Here is a 19805-nt window from a genome sequence, read left to right as displayed (position 1 = left end):
CCGCGCCCCACTCGAAATCGCCCGCTGCCCCGTGTTCAAGGCCCTGACCCTCTACCGCCTGCCCGCCCATGCCCAGCCCGACCCGGCAAAACTGGACGCGCAGCTTGCCACCCTGCCTTTCACGCCCTGCGGCGCCACGCAGCCGATTTCAGTGGGTTTTGTGCCACCCCGGGGCAAGGCCCATGGCCCGCTGGCCGAGTGGGTGAACGGCCATCTGCTGCTCAAGCTGCAGTTCGAGCAGCGCCTGCTGCCTGGCTCGGTGGTCAAGGAGCGCGTGGACGAACTGGCTGAGAAGATCGAGCAGGAAAGCGGCCGCAAGCCCGGTGCCAAGCGCCGCCGCGAGCTCAAGGACGAGGCCCTGCTGGACCTGCTGCCCCTGGCCTTCACCCGCACCACGGCGCTGCGCGTGTGGATTGCGCCCAAGCTCGAGCTGCTGGCCATCGACAGCACCACCGCCGCGCGCACCGACTCGGCGCTCTCGCTGTTGACCAAGGCCATCCCCAATTTGGCGCCTCAGCCCCTGATGACGGCCGAGAGCCCCGCCGCCTGCATGCGCGCCTGGTTGATGGATGGCGTGGCCCCGGCCGGGTTCGGCATCGGGCGTGACGCCGAATTGCGCAGCGGCGACACCCAGGCCAGCAGCGTGCGCTACACCCGCCACGGTCTGGACGGCGCCGATGTGCAGAACCACCTGACCGAGGGCAAGCAGGTGAAGAAGCTGGCGCTGAACTGGAAGGACCGACTGGACCTGGTGCTGACCGACGCCCTGCAGCTCACGCGCCTCAAGGTCGATGACGGCGCCTTCGAGCACGACGGCGTGCAGAACAGCGAAGAAGACCCCTTCGATGCCGACATGCTGCTGGCCACCAGCGAGCTCAGCGAGCTGCTGCCGGCCTTGTTCGAGGGTCTGGGTGGGCTGGTGGATGGCCTCGGCGGGGCCACCCTGGCTGCGCCGGCCCTGGCCGAGCCAACGGTGGCCGATGCCGGCAAGGCGCCCTGGGAGGAATGATCAGGGTTTGATCAATCCCGGGGCGTGGCACCCGCCAGCCGCGCCGCCGTGGCCTGCGCCTGCACGGCACGCGGGCTCTGGGTTTTGAGCCTGTGGTCGCTCCACACCTGCCGCCAGCGCCGCGCCCCGGGCGTGCCGTTCCACAGCCCCAAGGCATGGCGCATGGCCGGCGCCCAGGGCTGGCCCGCCTCCCAGGCGGTCTGCAATTGGGCGATCCAAGCCTCCTCCACCGCCTCGCGGCTTTGGACGCCGGGCGCCGCGCCCCAGAAGCGCGCATCCCAGTTCGCCATCGCCCAGGGCTCGTGATAGGCCAGTCGGCCCACCATCACGCCATCCACCGCCTCCAGCTGCTGCGCGATCTGCGCGTCGTCCTTGATGCCGCCATTGATGGCGATGGTGAGCTGAGGGAACTCAGCCTTGAGGCGATGCACGATTTCGTAGCGCAGCGGCGGGATTTCGCGGTTGTCCTTGGGCGAGAGCCCGTCGAGCCAGGCATTGCGCGCGTGCACGATGAAGACCTCGCAGCCGGCCGCCGCCACGGTGGCGACGAAATCGCGCACGAACTCATAGCTTTCCTGGCGGTCAATGCCGATGCGGTGCTTGACGGTGACAGGCAAGTCACAGGCGTCGCGCATGGCCTTGACGCAATCGGCCACCAACTGCGCCTCGCCCATCAGGCAGGCCCCGAAGGCACCGCGCTGCACCCGCGGGCTGGGGCAGCCGCAGTTCAGATTCACCTCGTCATAGCCCCACTGCTGGGCCAGCTTGGCGCACTGCGCCAAATCGGCCGGCTCACTGCCCCCGAGCTGCAAGGCCAGCGGATGCTCCACCTCGGCGAAGTCCAGATGCCGACCCTGGTCGCCATGGATCAAAGCCCCCGTGGTGACCATCTCGGTATAGAGACGGGTGTGACGGGTGATCAGACGATGAAACTGCCGACAGTGACGGTCGGTCCAGTCCATCATGGGCGCGACGGTCAGGCGCCAGGGCGAGAAACTCATGCGGAAAGCTCTGTGCAGGGGCCGGCATTATCCAAGCCGAACCGCCATCAACTGGACTCAGGGCGGCGGCTGGCGCAGGAGCGCATGCACATGGCGGATCGGCAGTGCATATGTGATGCCGGTGGGTGCCGACAGGGCCGACTCGCGGGTGCCCTTGGTGAGCACCATGTTCACGACCCCAATCACTTCGCCCGTGGCCACATCAAAGAGCGGTCCGCCGCTGTTGCCGGGGTAAGCCACGGCATCGAGCTGATAAATGTCGAAGCTGCCCTCGCGCAGCTGGCGCACCGCCGCCGGGCTGAGGGTCTGGGCACTGGCCTGCGGCAACACAATGCCAGTGACCGAGGCCACCACACCCCGGTGGGTGACATGGGCGAAGCCCAGCACGCCGCCAATGGGGAAGCCCATCAGCGCCACTTCGGCTCCTTCTCGCATCAGGGACTCACCGGCCAATCGCAGGCTCACCGGGGCGGGCGCGCCCTGCAGTGCCAGCAAGACCAGGTCATGCACACGGGCCAGGGCTTGGTTCTGCACTTCGCGCATCTCCCAGCGCCCCGGGCCGCGCCAGAGCTGCACGACCACGCGCCGCTCGCTGGCCAGGCTGGAGGGGTCGGGCAGCACATGAGCATTGGTGACGATGCTGCGGCCCTCGTTCACCACAAAACCGGTGCCGCGGAAGGTGAAGCGGGGGCTGTCGGTCTCGGCATAGGTGCCCACCAGCACCACGGCGGGTTTGGCGCTGGCAATCAGTTCAGGCAGTCCGGCGTGGAGCGCGGGACTCAGGCACAACAAGCCCGCCAGCGCAGCACGCCTATGCATGGTCAAGGTCCGATGCGGTGTGCCCACTCTCCAGGGCCGCCACGCAGCGGCGCCAGGCATCGTCCGCCTCGTCAATCTTGAAGCCGAAAAAGTGGCCGGCCTCACTGCCGATGCGGCGCACCACGCTGGCCTGTACCGTGCTGTGCTCGTGCCGGCCCAGTTGAATTTGCGCCTCACCCGCAGACCCGGTCGGCAATTCCTGCACGCAGCGCGCCTGAAAGCCGCCCAGCGAAAACTCGATCACATCCAGCTCAAAGACTTGGCCCCCCTCTTCTGCGCGCAACTGCAGGCGGCCGGGGCAGGAAATTGAGTGACGCTGATGCCGCCGCAGAGCCTGACCCAGCGGCACCTCGCCGCCTTCCAACATGGGCAGCACCCGACGGTACTCGGCGGTTTGGTAGATGGACCAGAGCAAGGCCTTCTTGCGATCGTCCAGTGCGTCCAGGGTTTGGGTGCGCTGATTGAAGAAGTGGTCCAACAACTCGGGCGTCATCACCGGGTCGTTGGTGGTGAAGTAGCGACGCTTGGGCAACTGGATATTGGCCAGGTTGCGGCGGAAGAAGTAGTCCGCCAGGTTCTTGCGCGGCTTGGCCCGGCCGTAGATCTTGTTGAACACGGCTTCCGCGGTCTGCAGATCCAGCGAGGCACCCACCGCGGGCGCGCCGTTGGCAAAGTCGTAGTTGCCCACCACCTGCTCTTGGAGGCGCACAAAGGCCAGCAGCGACTCATACATCTCGATGCGGTCCGGATTGACCGCGATCACGAGGTGCCGGGTGTCGAAGAAGCTCACGCAGTACTGGTGCATGAACTTCATCAGCGGAAACATGATGGCGCCCCCGGTCTTGCGGAAGTCCGGATGCACCGCCAAGGCTGAAATCTCGGCAATCTGCCCCTCGCGTGCGCGCACCGGGGCCAGGTCAAAGACCGACTGCAAAGGGAACCCGAACACCCCCTCACGGATCATCGACAGCGTGCCCACGACCTGGCCATCCCACTTGGCGCACAGGGTGGTGGTGGTGGGCAGGGCGTGATAGAGCGTGACACGCAAACCCGAGGGGTGGGGCTTCATGAAGCCTGCCCCCACATAAGCATCGTGCAGGATCTTGAAGCAGGCCTCCAACTCCTCGCGGGTCTCGGCCACCTTCAGCACCAAGCGGGCGTCCGGTTCAGGGTCGCAATCCACCATGCGGCGGAAAAGCGCAAAACGCTGCGAGCGCGGCAACAAAGCCAACAGATTGCGCAAGGCCTGGTGCAGGCGCTTGCGCCAACTGGAGCGGCGAATGCGGCTCACGCTCACACCCTCGTCACAGGGTGCTCAAAAGCTGACGCACCTCGGCCTGGCCGCCGTACTCGGCGCCCAGCTTTTGCACCGCCTGAAGCTCATCGCGCGCGGCTTGGGTCTGCTTGGCGGCGATCAACAGCTTCGCCAGCGCCACACGCCGGGCCGGGTTGCGTGAATCCAGCGCGACCACGCGCCGCTGAGTCTGCAGGGCGGCTTCATGCTGGCCCTGGCGCGACTGGATCTGGGCCTGGGTATCGAGGATCTCCGGCTCGCCCGGGCGCAGGGCCAGGGCCGACTCAATATGACTCTGCGCCTGTTTCAGATCACCGGCCTGCAAGGCCAACCACGCCAGGTTGTTGCGCGCGGCGGCGTTGCCCGGTTGGGCTTTGGCCACGGCCTGGTAGTGCTCTTGCGCCACGACCGCTTGCCCTTGCGCGAGCGCGATCAGGCCCAGTTGGCTGCGGAAGGCCCAGTCCTGCGGATGATCGGCCAACCACTGGCGAGCGAAGGACTCGGCATCGGCCGACTTGCCCGCCGCCAGCAGGCTGTTGTGCAACTTGCCGGCCACGTCACCCTGCTGGCCGCCACGCTCCAGCGCGCGCTTGTAGGCGGCGCGGGCGGCATCCCAATTGCGCAGGCTGTACTCCAGATCGCCTTCCAGCGCAAAGGCCAGCGCCTCGCGGCCAGGCTTGCCCTGCATCTCTTTCAATAGGCGGCGCGCCCCCGCTTCATTGCCAGCTTGGGCTTCCAGGCCGACCATCATGCGCAAGGTATCCACGCGATCGGGCTGCAGCTTTTGAGCCCGCTGGGCGGTGCTCAGCGCGGCTTTCAGATCGCCCAGGCTGACCTCTGCCTCGGCTTGACGCATCAACGCGGCTGCCGAGTTGGGTTTGGCCAGGACCAATTTCTTGAAGGTCTGGTGCGCGGCAGCGTGCTCTCGACCTTGCATCTGCAAAGAGCCCAGCATCTCCAACAAGCCGGCGTCCGTGGGCAATTGTGCGAGCGCTTCCTGTGCGGCCTGGATGGCGGCCACGGTGTCCTTGCGCTGCTGCACCAGACGCACCAGCACCAACTGGGCTTCACCCGACTTCGGGTTGTCGCGCACGATCTGGCGCGCAAAGGCGATCAGGTCGTCCGCCTTCTCGTTGGCATCGTTGCGTGCGGCCAGCCAACCCAGCTGGGCCTGCAAATTGCTCGGGTCGGCCTTGGCCACCGCTTGCAAGCGCGCCAGGGCCTGAGCGGGCTGCCCATCGGCGCGATCCAGCCGCGCCAGCTGCAGCGCCGCGGGCAGGTACTTCGGATCCTTGCGAAGCGATTCTTCCCAGGCCTTGCGAGCCTGGGCCGTCTGCCCCTGGGCCAGATAGACGCCCGCGCGCATCGAGTCGGCCATGCCGGCGCCAGGCAGCTTGGGGGCGGCTTGGTCGATGGCCTTGAGAGCACCGGCATAGTCCCCCTTACGGACCAATGTCGCCACGATGGCGACTCCGGCCACCGGGTTGTCCGAGGCCTCTGCCAGGGCTTGCAGTTGGCCAATGCCCTTTTCGCTGGAGCCTGTGTTGGCCTCGCGCAAGGCCAGCAAGATGCGGCTGCGCGAATCCTTGGGGTCGAGCTCAACGGCGCGCTTGAACTGCGCCTCGGCGCGCTTGACCTCGCCCAAGCGCGCCAAGGCTTCGCCAGCCAGCGCATGCACGCGGGCATCGGTTTGCTCGGCCGCCAAGAGCGGCTCCAGGGCTTCCAGGGCCGCGCGCGGGTCTTCCTGCTTGAGGTAGATCTGCGCCAGCAAGCCTCGCGCGATGGCGAAGTTGCCATTGCGCGCGAGCAGCTTGCTCAGATGAGCCTCGGCCGGTGCCAAGTTGCCGCGTCGGTACTCGACCTGGGCAATCTGTAGCAGCGCCCGGGTGTCGTCCGGCACCATCTTGAGCAGCTGTTGGCTGAGCTCAAACGCGCGTTCAATCTCGCCCTTCTCGACAGCGATCGCCGCCTCGAAATACAGCACCTCGGGCACACCTCCAAAGGCTTTGCGCATGGTGGCGGTGCGGCGCGCAGCCTCTTCCACTTCGGACGCCCGCAGCAGGGTACCGACCAGCCCGCTGTGAGCGGCCAGACTCTTGGGCCCATGCTCCACCGCGCTCTCAAAGAAGCGACGCGCCTGAGCGGCCTGATTCTGAGCGCCGGCAATCTCGGCCTTGAGTCGCCAGGCTTCCGCCAACTTGGGATCCGCCTTCAACAAGGCATCCAAACCAGCCAGCGCGCCGGCCAGATCACGGTCGGCCATCAGGAGCCGAATCTGAGCCAGCTGTGCGTCCACCGAGCTGGGTTCGGCCTGCAGCACCGCGGTCACGAGCTTGCGGGCTTCTTCGGGCTGACCCAAGCCCGCGTGCGCCTGAGCGGCCGCCAGTTGCAGGGCCAACTTGGCCTTGGGGTCCTGAGCGCTGGCTTGCGCATCCAGCTCCAGGACGCGGCGGAATTCGCGTCGGGCCAAGAGGGCGCGGGCTTGCAGGGGCAGAACCCGCTCGGACGCCTCGCCCAGCTCGCTGGCCTTTTGCAGCTCCACCAAAGCGGCCTGAGCGTCGCCCCCCTCCAGCAGGGCCTGACCCAGCAGCAGTCGGGCTTCAGCCCGACTGGGCTCATGCTCCAACACATTCTTCAGGTGGATGACGGCGGTGCTGGGCTCGCCTCCCACCAGGGCCTTGCGTGCCGCTGCCACTTCGGCCTCGGCATCCACACCCCCACAGCCTTGCAGGCCCAAGGCCAGAGCAAGCGCGACCGCGCTGAGCGCGGGTTGAATCAGCTTCAAAACGGAACTCCCCGAAAGTGGGCCCAGACCGGGCTTGAGGACCAGCCGCGCTTACTTGATCTGCAGTCTGGCCATCAAATCATAGAGGGTGGGTCGACTCACACCGAGTAGCTCAGAAGCCTTGGCGATGTTGCCGTCCGAACGTGCCAATGCGGCCACAACAGCCCGGCGCTCGGCACGTTCGCGCACCGCCCGCAGATCGAGCTCCTCGCTCTCGGTCTCGGTCGCCACGGCTTGCAACCCAAGGTCTTCAGCACTGATGCGCTCGCCCTCGGCCATGATGCAGGCGCGCTTGATGATGTTTTGCAACTCGCGCACATTGCCCGGCCAGACATGGGTTTCAAGCGCCCGCAAGGCGTCGTCGCTCAAGGTTGGGGCGCGACGGCGCTGTTCAGTCGCCCAGCGCTTCAAAAAAGCATGGGCCAGCAGAACCGGATCGCCATGCCGGGCTCGCAGTGGCGGAATCTCGACCACGATTTCAGCCAGCCGGTAATACAAGTCCTCGCGGAAGCGCCCTTCGCTGATCAGTTGCTTCAGGTTCTGATGGGTAGCGCCCACGACCCGCACATCGACCGCGATTTCCTGGCGACCTCCCAGACGCTCGATGCTGCGCTCTTGTAGAAAGCGCAGCAGTTTGGACTGCAGTGAGAACGGCAGATCGCCAATCTCATCGAGCATCAGCGTGCCGCCATGGGCCAACTCAAACTTGCCCGGTGTGGTCTTGGCCGCCCCGGTGAAAGCGCCCTTCTCATACCCAAAGAGCTCGCTTTCGAGCAGATTTTCTGGAATGGCCGCGCAATTGATGGCCACGAACCGCCCCTTGCGGCCGGAGGCCTCGTGCAAGCCCTGGGCCAACACTTCCTTGCCAGTGCCGCTTTCACCCAGCAAGAGCACGGTAGCGTCCGAGCGCGCCACTTTCTCGACGGTGCGACTCACCCTGAGCATGGCTTCGTCTCGGGTGATCAGCCCACCCAGCGCCCCGCCTTGAGCGGCGGTGAGCCGCAGGTTTTCATCCTGCAACTCGCGCATGCGCAGCGCACGTTCGACGGTCAGGGACAGGGCATCCGGATCCACCGGCTTGGCCAGAAAGTCGTAGGCACCCAAGCGAACGGCGCGCAACGCGTTGGCCTGGTCGTTCTGCCCCGTCAGCACGATCACCTTCACATAGGGATCAAGCTCCAGCAGTTTCTCCAGCAGCTTGAAGCCTTCGGCCGTGCCGTCTTGATCGGGCGGCAAACCCAGGTCCATGGTGACCACCGGCGGCAAATGCTTGCGAAAGAGCGCGACAGCGGCGGTGGCATCGGCGGCGGCCTGGCTCTCAAAGCGATCGAGCGACCACTTCAGCTGCTTTTGTAGCGCCAGATCGTCCTCGACGATCAACAAGGAGATTGCACGTTCGGTCATGCGCCAGTGGCCTCGTTCAGATCATTGCCGCGCGGCAAATGAAACAGCGGCAAGAGAAAAGTGACACAGGTGCCGCGACCGGGCTCACTGTCAACCGTCATCTTGCCGCCCAATTCGTTCACATACTGAAGACTCTCGAAGGCGCCGATGCCCATGCCATGACTCTTCGTGGTCTGAAACGGTTTGAAAAGGCGCTCGCGCACAAAGTCCGCACTCATGCCGCAACCTTCATCGATCACCCGGATCTGTACGGACGAGGCTTTGACTTCCATGCACAGACGCACCGACTGAGCCGGGGTGCTGGCATCGAAGGCATTCTGCACCGCGTGTCCGATCACTCGCTCAATCCGATCCTCATGCCCTCGGGTCGAAACGTCCTGGCTCAACTCGAGGAGCAGGTCGCGGCCCCGCTGCGCGGCCACGCGCTGCAGGCGCTCTGCGATGGGGCGCAGCGCCACACCGCTAACCACCCCGGTCGGACGCTCACCCTCGCGCAGTTGCAACATCAACTGGCGCATCTTCTCCAGCGAGTGCTCGATGGTTTCGAGCATGTCCTGGCGGAACTCGGGGTTGTCGCCATGGCGCTCCGCATTGCGCAGCATCAGCGACAACTGGGCCACGATGTTCTTCAAGTCATGCACCACGAAGGCCGACATGCGGTTGAAAGCATCAAACTTTCGGGCTTCCAACAGCTGCTCGGTGGCGCGCAGCATGGCCAGGTAACCGCCGGCCTGAGAGGCCGCGGTTTTCAAGAGGTCGCGCACCTCCCAGTCCAGATCGATCGGGGTTCGGGGCGTCAGCAACACCACAAAGCCAACCTGCTGCGCCTTGGCCTGCAGAGGAACCAGCAGGGCTGCATTGCGATCCTCCAGCAGCCAGGCTGGCAAATTGGCCTTGGCGTCTATGCCGCGTTGGCGCCTCGCACCATCCAAGTCAACGATCCAGGCGCTGGCACGAAGTTCAGCAAGGAACGGGGAATCCGCTGGCTCGCGGATCTGACGCCGGTCGTAGTTCCAGTTGGCCACCATCTGGAACTCAGTGCCGGCGCTATCGAGCATCCACAGCCCGCCCCCTGGGCTCTCGATCAGGCCCGCCAACGAGCGAATCACCGTCTGCCCCGTGTTCTCCGGCGAATCGTGGGCAGAGAGGGCCGCGGTGAACCGCAACCACTCTTGGCGATAGTCGTAGCGATAGCGGAAGAAATGCTTCGAGATCCCGACGCGCAGGCGCGCTCGCGCTGAGCCTGACATCAAGGTAACGGTCATTAGCAGCAGGGCCGCCACCAGGATCAAAACCTGAAGCGCAGGGCCCCAAGCACCGCCGGTGTAGCGCACCCAATAACCCAGGGACGCCACCAACAAGAGGTAGACGCCCACCAGCAGCAGCGTGGCGGAATGAAAGGCGGCACTGCGTGAGACTTGGAAGCGCGTGAGAAAACCCACACCGCGTCCGGCCCCCAGCAACACCAGAGGCAATCCGAGCAAATGAACCACCGGCCGCAGGGCTAAGAGCTGTGCATCGGCCCCACCCAAAAGGCTGGACTCGGCATAGACGTAGAGGTCAAAACCGTACATTGCCCCCAGGCCGATGCAACTGGGTTTGACGCGCCACCGCCCGTCTTCACCGACATTGCGGTAGAGCTGCTCGATCAGCAACAAGCCGAACACCGCAAAACCCAAACCCGCCATGCCGCGCAGCCAGATGGCCCTCGACGTCGGCAGCCAGGGCAATGCCGCCGCAACCAGACTGAGCGCACCGAGTGACAGGACGGTCCAGGCTGCCCAGTCCAAGGGCGCGCTAGGCCGCCGAAGCAGGGGCCAGCCCAGCAACGCAAAGAGAAAGGCGATCCATAAGCCTTGACGCGCCCAGTCCAAGCCATCGATGGCCCAGACGAGCCACGTCGAATCGACCTCGACCCACCCCTGCCCGAGGCCCAGGCCCAGGGCCCAAAGGCCGGACACTGCCACCGCGCCGATGAGCAGCCGACCGCCGCCGATCTGAAGATTCAGCGATTGCCGACTTGCACGCCACTGCAGGGCAAGCGCAGCCAGCAAGAACACCGCGGCCGCCCCGAAGGCGGCCGCAGCGGCGAAATCAAAGGCTTCCAGCGTCACCGCGCTCCACGACCCGTCAGCACCACGGCGACCGTCTCAATCATGATGAGGGCATCCAGGAAGAGGCTGTGGTTCTTCACGTAATAGAGGTCGTATTGCAGCTTGGCGGCCGCGTCCTCCACGGTGGATCCGTATTCATAGCGCACCTGCGCCCAACCCGTCACGCCCGGCTTCACGCTATGGCGCACCGCAAAGTAAGGAATCTTGGCGATCAACTCGTCCACGAAATACTGACGTTCGGGGCGCGGGCCCACCATGCTCATGCTGCCGCTAAGCACGTTGAAGAGCTGGGGCAGTTCATCGATGCGGGTGCGTCGAATGAACTTGCCGACACGGGTCACTCGGTCATCGTTCTTTGTTGCCCAGCGCGGCTTGCCATCCTTTTCAGCATCAGTGCGCATGCTGCGGAACTTGGTGACCTCAAACGGTGCCCCATTCAAACCCACACGCTCCTGACGGTAGAACACCGGCCCGCGAGACTCCAGCTTGACGGCCAAAGCCGCCACCAACATCAAGGGCGAGGCCAACACCAACAGGGTCAGTGAGGAAACGATGTCAAACGCGCGCTTGACTGCACTGCGCAGGGCGCCTTGATTGAAACCATCGCCAAAAATCAGCCAGCCGGGGTTCACATGGGCCAAGCTGATTTGCTGCAGATTCTTTTCGAAGTGCGTCGCGATATCGAGCACGCGAATGCCATACACCTTGCAGTCCAGCAACTCGCGCATGGGCATGGCTCCACCACGGCGCTCCGAAAGAGCCACCACGATTTCATCCACACCCAGTTGCAAGGCCGTCTCAGAGATGCCCCGCTCACCCGATACCAACTGATGGGCAGGCACCGCAACCGACGCCTCAATGCCCCCGGGGTAGAAGCCGACGATTTGCGCCAAGGGATCAGCCGCACGCAGGCTGTTGGCCACATTGAGCGCCGCCTCTCCGGCACCCAACACCAAGATCTTGCTGCGCCCCTGGGAAGGGTTGGCCGCGTAAGAGGCGTAGCCACGATGGAGCACCACCGCCACCACCGCCAGCATCGCGGCTGCGGTCAAAACGCCGGGCTGGTCCAGCCCACTGGGCAGCAAGGTGAAGATGGCATAGGCCAGAGGCAACGCAATCACCAGCGCGAACAGAGCGCGAGCGCAGGTTTCAGTCAAGCTTCGCTTAGCGGCGGGCTGATAGAAGCCCGTAGCGCTGTTGATCAAGAAAACAAAGCCAGCCAGCGACAGGCCGTGTGACGCGGCGATCGGCAGGGCCGTGGTGGCACCCTGCCCAATGGCAACCAGCAAGAGGACGGCCACGATCAGGCCCGCGTCGAAGCACACCTGCAATAGGGTGCGACGATGAAGGTAGTGATTGAAGATTCGTACCATGTTCTTTCCTCTCGCGGGCTCCGCTGACAGCTCGGGCCTGCAACGGCAAGGGGCGTGCACCTCTGAACTGAGGCCGCATCATGCACGCGGCATCCCCCTTTGAAAGCCCCTCGTTTGGGTGCCCACTCCATCCGAATGCCAAGCAATACCGAAATATTCACGCCTTCGCACTGTGCTTGCGATGCGGAAATGAAATCGGCCCGCCGAGGCGGGCCGATCAAGGTGGGCGATTAGGGCTTAACGCACCACAGCGACCTGCTCACGTGCACCACCCTTGTAGGTGAAGAGCGTCAGCGCACCATTCTTGATATCACCCTTGTTATCAAAGGCGATGGTGCCGGTGACACCCTTGTAGCCACTGGTCTTGGCCAACACCGGCAAGTATTTGGCCGGATCCGGCGATCCGGCTTTGACCATCGCATCGGCCATCACCATCACGGCGTCATAAACATAAGGCGCATAGATCTGCACGTCGACGTTGAATTTGCCCTTGAACTTGGCCTTGAAATCATCCATCGACTTCTTGGCTTCGCCCTCAACACCACCGGCCTCGGCGCAATAAACCTGCGCGTCACCCATGGTGCCAGCCGCCAGCTTGGGCAATTCACCGGTGCAGATACCGTCGCCACCCATGAATTTGGCATTGATGCCCAGGGTCTTCATTTGGCGCAACATCGGGCCAGCCACTGCGTCCATGCCACCAAAGAACACCACATCGGGCTTGGCGGCCTTGAGTTTGGTCAGGATGCCGGAGAAGTCGGTGGCCTTGTCATTGGTGAACTCACGGCCCACCACTTTGCCACCCGAGGCCTTCACGCCTTTTTCAAACTCATCAGCCACGCCCTGGCCATATGCCGTACGGTCATCGATCACGGCGATCGACTTGCCGTTGAGCGACTTGACAGCATATTTACCCAGCGTGCCACCCAGATGAACGTCATCGGCCACGACGCGGAAGGTCGTCTTGAAGCCCTGACGGGTGAACTTGGGATTGGTTGCCGACGGGCTGATTTGCGGAATACCGCCGTCGCTATAGACCTTCGCGGCGGGGATCGAAGTACCGGAGTTCAGGTGGCCGATCACGCCATGGACCTTGGAGTCAACCAGCTTCTGCGCCGCAGCCGTGCCTTGCTTGGGATCACCGGCATCGTCTTCAGCAAACAGCTTGAACACAGCAACCTTGCCACCAATGGTCAGCTTTTTCGCATTGAGGTCTTCGATAGCCAGGCGGGCACCCAACTCATTGTCCTTGCCCAGGTGAGCGATACCGCCACTGGTCGGTCCGACATGGCCAATGCGCACTTCCACCGTTTCCTGCGCCATCGCCACCGAGCCCATGGCCACCAAAGCCGCCACTGCCACCTGATTGAATCGAATTTGCATGCAAAACCTCCGACTAGGAATGGACAGGGCTGATAGCGCCAGCCCCAAAGCGGCGCAGACCATACCGCAATTCCGAGGTGGGCTGATTGGGGCAAACGATGTAGGCGCCGCCAACTGGGTCATTCGTTCGCCCATGCGCCTAAAGACTCAAAGGTCGTCTTGCCACTGCGCCAGAGAGGCCAATAAGCGCGGCATCAGTGCATCCAGCATTTGCTGCTCAAAGCGCGGACTCAGTTCCACCATGGTTTCATGAATCAACACAGGGAGCTGGTCAATCAGCCAAGCATCCAATTGCTCGCCAAGGCTGCGCCCCTGCGGCACGAAATGCGCTGGCGCCGGTGCCTGAACTACCTCGGTCAGCACGGGAATCACGGGCTCTTTGGAGACGCCAGCATTCATCAGGAAGGCGCTCCCAATACCAGGTGCTCAGGCTGCTGCCCTTGGGCTTGATAGGCCTTGAAGCGCCGCCGACCTTGCTGGACCGCCTGCGGCTCATCCTCGACCAATTCAATCACCTGATTCACGTCGTCAACCGGCCCGAAGGCCTCATCCTGCAAATTCAGAATCACCCAGTCATTGCCACTGCCGGATTCAAACCGTTCCAGCAGACAGATACGACTGCGCCGCCGCACGCTGGCCGACGCATCGCTCACGGCCAAGGGCAAAAAACCGGGCAATTGCAACACCGCACGCTCGATGCGCCGCAGTCGATCCTGAGGGCCAAGAACCTGGACGCGCTGCCCCTGCGTGCAGGCTTTACGCAAGAGGCGGGCGGCGTATTCGGTGGCGTCTTCCAGCCCCGTGAAAAAGCGCACCCGCCCCATACCCATCAACGCACTTGCGAGAGCAGGAAGTGCGTCAGCAAGCCCACCGGACGCCCCGTCGCACCCTTGGCAGCGCCGCCCTTCCAGGCCGTGCCGGCGATGTCCAGGTGGGCCCAGCGGTAGGCCTTGGCGAAGCGCTTAAGGAACATGGCAGCCGTGATCGAGCCGCCGGCGCGCGGACCCACATTGGCCAGATCGGCGAAATGAGTCTTCAGCCCTTCTTCGTACTCGTCATCCAGCGGCATGCGCCAGCAGGGATCCAGCGCCACATCACCAGCCTGGCTCAGGCTCTGCGCCAGTTCGTCATCGCTGGCGTACATGCCGCTGCGCACGCCGCCCAGGGCGATCACGCAAGCACCCGTCAGGGTCGCCACGTCCACCACCACCGCCGGCTTGAAGCGCTCGGCATAGGTCAGCGCATCGCACAGGATGAGTCGGCCCTCGGCGTCGGTGTTCAAGATCTCAATGGTCTGACCCGACATGGAAGTCACTACATCGCCCGGCTTGACCGCACGACCACTGGGCATGTTCTCGCAGGCCGGAATGATGACGACCAGATTGAGCTTGGGTTTGAGTTCGACGACAGCGCGCAGAGCGCCGAGCACCGACGCGGCGCCACCCATGTCGTACTTCATTTCATCCATCTCGGCACCCGGCTTGAGCGAGATCCCGCCGGTATCGAAAGTGATGCCCTTGCCCACCAAGACCACGGGGGCCTGGGCACGCGGCGCGCCGTCGTAGCGCGCCACGATGAAACGCAGCGGCTCCTCACCGCCTTGTGACACGGCCAAGAACGCACCCATGCCCAAACGCTCGACCGCGCGCTTGTCCAAAACCTCGACCTTCAAACCGTGGTCGCGCCCCAACCCCCGCGCGCAATCAGCCAGATGGGTCGGCGTGCAGTGATTGCCCGGACGATTGGCCAACTCGCGGGCCAGTTCAATGCCCTCACCGATCGCCTGGCCACGCGCCAAACCGAGCTTGGCACCCTTCATATCCGCTTTGTCGACCAGCAGATTCATGCGTGCCACACGCGGTTCCTTGGGCGCACTGGGCTTGGTCAGGCGGTACTGGTAGGCCTGATCGCGCAGGGCCAGCACCAAGTGCTCGGCCAAACTTTCATCCACCGCACCGAAACCCACCGGAGCCACCGAAATCTGAGCGACATTGCGGCCCTTCAGTTGCGCCAGCGCGGCCACCAGCGCGGAGCGGCCGGCTTTGGCGCTGGGCTTGCCGGCCCCCGCCAGCACCAGTCGCGGCGCCTTCAGTCCAGGAACTTGGCTCAACATCAGGGCCTTGCCCGCCTTGAGCTCAAAGTCGCCCAGCTTGACGGCCGCCTTGATTGCTTGCGCCACGCTCGGATCCAAATGGCTGGGCAGGGATTCCCCAGCCACCAGCACCACCAATGCATCGCCCGCGACAGTGGCGAGCTTGTCCATAGAAACAGTTTGAATTCGGGCGTCCATAATTCGTAGGCTGAATAAAGCTACCGCATGTTATTCGATACCTCGTTTCGTAAAGATTTGTCCCGCAGCTTTGGGGTGGCCTTGGTGGTGCTGGGCACCATCGTGCTGACCTCCATCCTGGTGCGCACACTGAGCAAGACCGCAGGTGGACGCTTCGACCCCGCGGATCTGATGTGGGTCATCGGGCTGGCCAGCCTGAGCCTGCTGGGTCTGGTGCTGACCTTGGCGCTGTTCATTGCCGTAGTGAGCGCAATGGGACGCCCCTACCGGGACTCCGAGATGGCGGTCTGGATGGCCAGCGGCGTGCCGGCACGCCGCTTCTTACGCCCTGTGCTGCGCATGGCCTGGCCCGTATTGCTGCTCAGCGCCGTGCTGCAACTTTGGCTCGCGCCTTGGGCCGAGAGGGAGGCTGCCCGCCTGAGCGAACAGTACGAGCGGCGCGGTGACCTATCGCGCGTGGCCCCGGGCCAGTTTCAAAGCTCGCGCGACGGCAGCAAGGTGTTCTTCATCGATCGCCACACCGAATCCACGCCCGAAACCCAGGGCCTGGCCCGCAATGTGTTCATCCTCAGCCAGCAAAAGGATAGAGAGTCGGTGACCACCGCCGCGCAGGGCGAAGTGCAGTGGGAGGATGAGGACCGCTACCTGCTGCTGCAATCGGGCCAGCGCAATGAAACCCGCACCGAAGGGGGCGAACGCGCCTGGGCACGGTTCGAGCAGTACCGCGTTTTGGCCGACCGACAAACCACCAAGGCCCTGGATGAGTTGCCGCCGCGCGCCATGAGCAGCCTAGCCCTTTGGGAGTCGGGCGAGGCCCGTCATACGGGGCATCTGACCAAGCGCCTTGGACTGGTGCTGGCTGGTTTGAACCTCACGCTGGCCGGCGTTGGCCTGGCCGCAACCAATCCGCGTCGACCCAACAATTGGGGCCTGGTCATGGCCTTGCTGAGCTTCGTGGTCTATTTCAGCTTCACTGGGTTGACCGAAGCCTGGGTGGCCCAGGGCAAGGTCAGTGCCCCGCTCGCCCTGGGCGCTCTTCATGGTGGCGTGTTTGTCTTGGCCCTGGCGCTGCTGTGGTGGCGCGATGAGTCCTTGGCCTTGACGACACGCCTTTTGCCCCGTCGGAGTGCCGCATGAGGACCGTCCGCAGACTGCTCTATCGCGACATTGCCCTCACGGTCAGCTTCGTTGCCCTGGCCTTTCTGGCCTTGTTCTCCTTCATCGCCTTCACAGAAGAGCTGGAGCGACTCAAGCGCGGTCAATCGGCCGGCCATGCGGCCTGGCTGGCCGCGCTTCAATTGCCGGGGCAACTCTATGAACTGCTGCCGATTGCCGTGCTGATCGGCAGCATCATCAGCCTGTCCCGACTGGCGCAGTCCAGTGAATTCACCATCCTGCGCACCGCCGGCCTGGGGCCCGGCCGGGCCTTGGGGCTGCTCAGCCTTCCCGCCCTGGCCTTTGCGCTGCTTACGTTCCTATCGGGCGATGTGCTGGCCCCCATTGCGGAGCGCGCCGCCGAGTCGTATCGGGCGGAACTGGCTGGCGGACTGCTGCAACGAGCCGGGGGCGCCTGGCTGAAAGACCGCGAGCAATCAGGAACTGAGCAGGAACGCTCCTTCACCGTGCACGTCCAGGCGGCCGGCCTGGATGGCCGCGTGGAGGGCGTGCGGGTCTTTGCGTTCGACGCCCATGGCCGCTTGCTGGAGCGCTGGGAGTCTCCCAGGGGCGAGGTCGACGGCCAAGGCCTGTGGATTCTGCAGAACGTGACCCGCGCCCTGTGGCCGCAGGGGGAGAACATCCGGCTGGAACAGACCACCCTGCCGGAGTTGCGCTGGCAAAGCCACTTGAGTCTGGCGGTGGTGAACGCAGCCCTGCTCAAGGCCAGCACCATGTCCACCGCCGAGCTATTCCGATACACCCGCCACCTGTCGGCGCAAGAGCAATCAGCCGGTCGTTACGAGATCCAGTTCTATCGCAAGGCGCTCTATCCCTTTGCCTGCCTGGTGATGATGGCGCTGGCCCTGCCCTTTGCTTACCTGCATGGGCGCGCTGGCGGCATCGGCGCCAAGGTGTTCGGCGGCATCATGCTCGGCATCAGCTTCGTGCTGATGAACCACCTGGCGGGCCATCTCGGCCTGCTGCAGGGCTGGGCCCCCTGGGCCGCCGCCGCCGCGCCGGCTCTCTTCTACCTGGCGCTGTCGCTCAGCTCCTTTGCTTGGCTGGTGAGGTATCGATGAGTCAGAGAGGCCTCCTATTGCTGGCCCACGGAGCCCGCAACCCGCAATGGGCCCAGCCCTTTGAAAAAGTGGCGCTGGCGCTGCGAGCGCGGCATCCCGACGCCTTGGTGCGGCTCGCCTATCTGGAATTTTTATCGCCCACCCTGCCTGAGGCTGCGGCCGAACTGTGCGCGGCCGGCGCGCGGCAGATCGAGTTGTTGCCCATGTTCCTGGGCAGCAGCGGCCATGTGCAGCGCGAGGTGCCCGTGCTGATCGAACAAGCCGAGCGAGAACTGGGCTGTCAGATTCATGTGAACCCGGCCCTGGGCGAGCAAGAGCGCGTGCTGCAAGCCATGGTCGATTCCGCTGCCGCCCTGATCGCCGCGCCATGAATCTGCAGCAGTTTCGCTTCGTGGCCGAGGCCGCGCGCCGGGGCCTGAATCTGACGGAGACCGCCAAGGCGCTGCACACCTCTCAGCCCGGCGTCTCCAAGGCCATCCTGGAGCTGGAAGAAGAACTCGGGGTGGACATTTTTTCGCGCCATGGCAAGCGCCTGCGGCGCATCACCGAGCCCGGCCAGCAAGTTCTGAAATCCATCGATGTGATCCTGCGCGAGGTCGGCAATCTGCGCCGCATCGGCGAGGAGTTCTCACGCCAGGACAGTGGCCAACTCTCCATCGCCACCACCCACACCCAGGCGCGCTATGTGTTGCCCGCACCGCTGGCTCAACTGCGCCGCCAGTTCCCCAGGTTGCAGATCGGACTGCACCAAGGCGACCCGCAGCAAGTGGCGCAGATGGTGCTGGATGAGACAGCCGTGATCGGTCTGGCTACCGAGTCCCTCGAAGAATTCGAGGGACTGGTCTCCCTGCCCTGGTACGAGTGGCAGCATGTGGCGGTGATGCCACGCGACCATCCGCTGGCCCAGAGCGCCCGGGGGGATCTGGATCTGAGTCTTGAAGATTTGTCCGGCCAGCCCCTGGTGACCTACCACCCGCGCTTCACGGGGCGCAGCCGCATCGACCGCAGCTTTGCCGCGCGCGGCCTGCAGCCCCAAGTCGTGCTGGAGGCCATCGATGCCGATGTCATCAAAACTTATGTGCGCTTCGGCCTGGGCGTGGGCATCGTGGCCGAAATGGCCATGCGCGAAGAGAGCCCGGACAGCGACTTGGTGATGCGTCCGCTCGGCCATCTATTCGGCCAAAACGTTGCGCGGGTGGCCTTCAAGCGCGGCGTGCTGCTGCGTCAGCATGTGAAAGTGTTCGCCGCCCTGCTGTCCGAGCGGCTGGCCGAGCCCTTGCTGATGCGCGCCCTCAGCGGCGACGCCAGCCACTTCGACCTCTAGTTCGAACTCCGACTACGGTTCTTCCTGCATCTGACTGCTCGCCGGCCAGATGGCGGCCGCACTGGCGGGCCACACGCCGGCCTCACCCAGCACCTGATGCACCTGCTTGGCCTGTTTGGCGGCGATCTCGGCCAGTTTCACCACGCCCTGCAGCGCCTCCAAGCTGGGTTCGCTCAAGGCCAGGCGCAAATACAGATTGCCGCGCTGCGTCAGCATGACCAAGGGGCGCCCAGCCGGCACCAAATCTTGACTGGCCAGGGCCAGGGCCTCACTCAGCGGCCCCTCAATCCAAGCACCGGCCACTTCCTTGGACATCGCACAGGCCGTGAAGCGGCTGCGCGCCAACTTGGACTTCCACTGATCCAGCTTGGCAAACATCACCAGCCAGCGCATCTCTTCGGGCGTGTCGGTGTCGATGCGGGTCTGCAAGGTGTCGGTATAGGCCTCGAAGACCGAGCTCTCCAGGCGGTCACACAGCTCGCGCTCCATCACCATCATCTGTAGGTCGGCGTTCAGCCCCAGTTCCCAGCGCAGACGCAGTTCGGCGCCCTCCACATAGCTGCGCTGTGCCGGGCCCCATTCGATCAGCAGGCGACCCACGGCATTGCCAGGTTCTTCGATCTCGAAGCCCTCACCTTCCTCCATCTGCTCAAAGCGCGCACCGCGTGCCTCGGCCCACTCCTGCATCGCCTTCCAGGCACTCGCGTTGGCGCGATGCTTGATCCAATGCTTGACCTGTTTGATTACCATGGGTCTGCGCCCCAAGGAGCTG

17 protein-coding genes are annotated in these 19805 nt (G+C 64.3%); 5 read left to right on the top strand and 12 right to left on the bottom strand.

Annotation, left to right across the window (positions count from 1 at the left end; genetic code table 11):
• The first annotated feature begins 31 nt into the window (after window positions 1-31).
• Window positions 32-1009 carry a recombination-associated protein RdgC gene (locus FF090_RS09905; RefSeq protein ID WP_175423605.1) on the top strand — a complete coding sequence of 326 codons (978 nt, stop codon included), beginning with the start codon at window positions 32-34 and terminating at the stop codon, window positions 1007-1009.
• An 11-nt stretch (window positions 1010-1020) separates the two neighbouring features.
• Here the strand turns inward: FF090_RS09905 and dusA are convergent, their stop codons facing one another.
• From dusA to FF090_RS09850, 11 genes are all read right to left on the bottom strand, one after another.
• A complete protein-coding gene (dusA, locus tag FF090_RS09900; protein ID WP_138856564.1) occupies window positions 1021-2010 on the bottom strand; it encodes a tRNA dihydrouridine(20/20a) synthase DusA in 990 nt (329 codons plus the stop codon).
• A 57-nt stretch (window positions 2011-2067) separates the two neighbouring features.
• Window positions 2068-2829, bottom strand: coding sequence for a S1 family peptidase (locus tag FF090_RS09895; protein ID WP_138856563.1), 762 nt, complete (start codon window positions 2827-2829; stop codon window positions 2068-2070).
• Window positions 2822-4120 (bottom strand): GNAT family N-acetyltransferase, encoded by a 1299-nt coding sequence (locus tag FF090_RS09890; protein ID WP_246071377.1) that lies wholly within the window; start codon window positions 4118-4120, stop codon window positions 2822-2824. Before FF090_RS09890 ends, FF090_RS09895 begins: the two co-directional genes overlap by 8 nt.
• 13 nt (window positions 4121-4133) lie before the next feature.
• Window positions 4134-6908 (bottom strand): XrtA/PEP-CTERM system TPR-repeat protein PrsT, encoded by a 2775-nt coding sequence (gene prsT, locus FF090_RS09885; RefSeq protein ID WP_175423604.1) that lies wholly within the window; start codon window positions 6906-6908, stop codon window positions 4134-4136.
• Between the two features lie 51 nt (window positions 6909-6959).
• Complete coding sequence (gene prsR / locus FF090_RS09880; RefSeq protein WP_138856561.1) at window positions 6960-8312, bottom strand: PEP-CTERM-box response regulator transcription factor; 1353 nt, start codon at window positions 8310-8312, stop codon at window positions 6960-6962.
• Window positions 8309-10426 carry an XrtA/PEP-CTERM system histidine kinase PrsK gene (gene prsK / locus FF090_RS09875; protein WP_138856560.1) on the bottom strand — a complete coding sequence of 706 codons (2118 nt, stop codon included), beginning with the start codon at window positions 10424-10426 and terminating at the stop codon, window positions 8309-8311. The genes prsR and prsK overlap by 4 nt, the downstream gene beginning before the upstream one ends.
• Window positions 10423-11799: a TIGR03013 family XrtA/PEP-CTERM system glycosyltransferase gene (locus FF090_RS09870; RefSeq protein ID WP_138856559.1), complete on the bottom strand. Its 1377-nt coding sequence runs from the start codon at window positions 11797-11799 to the stop codon at window positions 10423-10425. The genes prsK and FF090_RS09870 overlap by 4 nt, the downstream gene beginning before the upstream one ends.
• Before the next feature lie 237 nt (window positions 11800-12036).
• On the bottom strand, window positions 12037-13137 hold the full coding sequence (locus FF090_RS09865) for a branched-chain amino acid ABC transporter substrate-binding protein (RefSeq protein ID WP_375137412.1): 1101 nt from the start codon (window positions 13135-13137) through the stop codon (window positions 12037-12039).
• 192 nt (window positions 13138-13329) lie between these two features.
• Window positions 13330-13581: a hypothetical protein gene (locus FF090_RS09860; protein WP_138856557.1), complete on the bottom strand. Its 252-nt coding sequence runs from the start codon at window positions 13579-13581 to the stop codon at window positions 13330-13332.
• Window positions 13581-14012 carry a DNA polymerase III subunit chi gene (locus FF090_RS09855; protein WP_138856556.1) on the bottom strand — a complete coding sequence of 144 codons (432 nt, stop codon included), beginning with the start codon at window positions 14010-14012 and terminating at the stop codon, window positions 13581-13583. The genes FF090_RS09860 and FF090_RS09855 overlap by 1 nt, the downstream gene beginning before the upstream one ends.
• On the bottom strand, window positions 14012-15472 hold the full coding sequence (locus FF090_RS09850) for a leucyl aminopeptidase (RefSeq protein ID WP_138856555.1): 1461 nt from the start codon (window positions 15470-15472) through the stop codon (window positions 14012-14014). Before FF090_RS09850 ends, FF090_RS09855 begins: the two co-directional genes overlap by 1 nt.
• Before the next feature lie 27 nt (window positions 15473-15499).
• On the opposite strand from FF090_RS09850, the gene lptF reads away from it, so the two are divergent.
• Genes lptF through FF090_RS09830 form a run of 4 tightly spaced genes read left to right on the top strand, consistent with a single transcriptional unit; the run spans window position 15500 to window position 19033 of the window.
• Window positions 15500-16609 carry an LPS export ABC transporter permease LptF gene (gene lptF / locus FF090_RS09845; protein ID WP_138856554.1) on the top strand — a complete coding sequence of 370 codons (1110 nt, stop codon included), beginning with the start codon at window positions 15500-15502 and terminating at the stop codon, window positions 16607-16609.
• Window positions 16606-17709, top strand: a complete 1104-nt coding sequence (lptG, locus tag FF090_RS09840) for an LPS export ABC transporter permease LptG (RefSeq protein ID WP_138856553.1) — start codon at window positions 16606-16608, stop codon at window positions 17707-17709. Before lptF ends, lptG begins: the two co-directional genes overlap by 4 nt.
• Window positions 17706-18080 carry a sirohydrochlorin chelatase gene (locus tag FF090_RS09835; RefSeq protein WP_138856552.1) on the top strand — a complete coding sequence of 125 codons (375 nt, stop codon included), beginning with the start codon at window positions 17706-17708 and terminating at the stop codon, window positions 18078-18080. The genes lptG and FF090_RS09835 overlap by 4 nt, the downstream gene beginning before the upstream one ends.
• Complete coding sequence (locus FF090_RS09830) at window positions 18077-19033, top strand: CysB family HTH-type transcriptional regulator (RefSeq protein WP_138856551.1); 957 nt, start codon at window positions 18077-18079, stop codon at window positions 19031-19033. Before FF090_RS09835 ends, FF090_RS09830 begins: the two co-directional genes overlap by 4 nt.
• Window positions 19034-19045: 12 nt before the next feature.
• Here the strand turns inward: FF090_RS09830 and FF090_RS09825 are convergent, their stop codons facing one another.
• The gene (locus FF090_RS09825) at window positions 19046-19783 is read right to left on the bottom strand and encodes a hypothetical protein (RefSeq protein WP_138856550.1); all 738 of its coding nucleotides are present in this window, start codon (window positions 19781-19783) and stop codon (window positions 19046-19048) included.
• Window positions 19784-19805 lie beyond the last annotated feature (22 nt).

The organism is Inhella inkyongensis (genome assembly GCF_005952805.1).
GTDB classification, from domain to species: Bacteria; Pseudomonadota; Gammaproteobacteria; order Burkholderiales; family Burkholderiaceae_C; genus Inhella; species Inhella inkyongensis.
This window is presented reverse-complemented; position numbering and strand designations above follow the sequence as displayed.

Excerpts from the sequence above, each read along its gene's own strand:
- dusA (WP_138856564.1), bottom strand. The coding sequence starts at position 2,010 with ATGAGTTTCTCGCCCTGGCGCCTGACCGTCGCGCCCATGATGGACTGG.
- FF090_RS09895 (WP_138856563.1), bottom strand. The coding sequence starts at position 2,829 with ATGCATAGGCGTGCTGCGCTGGCGGGCTTGTTGTGCCTGAGTCCCGCG.
- prsR (WP_138856561.1), bottom strand. The coding sequence starts at position 8,312 with ATGACCGAACGTGCAATCTCCTTGTTGATCGTCGAGGACGATCTGGCG.
- FF090_RS09870 (WP_138856559.1), bottom strand. The coding sequence starts at position 11,799 with ATGGTACGAATCTTCAATCACTACCTTCATCGTCGCACCCTATTGCAG.
- FF090_RS09865 (WP_375137412.1), bottom strand. The coding sequence starts at position 13,137 with ATGGGCTCGGTGGCGATGGCGCAGGAAACGGTGGAAGTGCGCATTGGC.
- FF090_RS09860 (WP_138856557.1), bottom strand. The coding sequence starts at position 13,581 with ATGAATGCTGGCGTCTCCAAAGAGCCCGTGATTCCCGTGCTGACCGAG.
- FF090_RS09855 (WP_138856556.1), bottom strand. The coding sequence starts at position 14,012 with ATGGGTATGGGGCGGGTGCGCTTTTTCACGGGGCTGGAAGACGCCACC.
- FF090_RS09850 (WP_138856555.1), bottom strand. The coding sequence starts at position 15,472 with ATGGACGCCCGAATTCAAACTGTTTCTATGGACAAGCTCGCCACTGTC.
- lptF (WP_138856554.1), top strand. The coding sequence starts at position 15,500 with ATGTTATTCGATACCTCGTTTCGTAAAGATTTGTCCCGCAGCTTTGGG.
- lptG (WP_138856553.1), top strand. The coding sequence starts at position 16,606 with ATGAGGACCGTCCGCAGACTGCTCTATCGCGACATTGCCCTCACGGTC.
- FF090_RS09835 (WP_138856552.1), top strand. The coding sequence starts at position 17,706 with ATGAGTCAGAGAGGCCTCCTATTGCTGGCCCACGGAGCCCGCAACCCG.
- FF090_RS09830 (WP_138856551.1), top strand. The coding sequence starts at position 18,077 with ATGAATCTGCAGCAGTTTCGCTTCGTGGCCGAGGCCGCGCGCCGGGGC.
- FF090_RS09825 (WP_138856550.1), bottom strand. The coding sequence starts at position 19,783 with ATGGTAATCAAACAGGTCAAGCATTGGATCAAGCATCGCGCCAACGCG.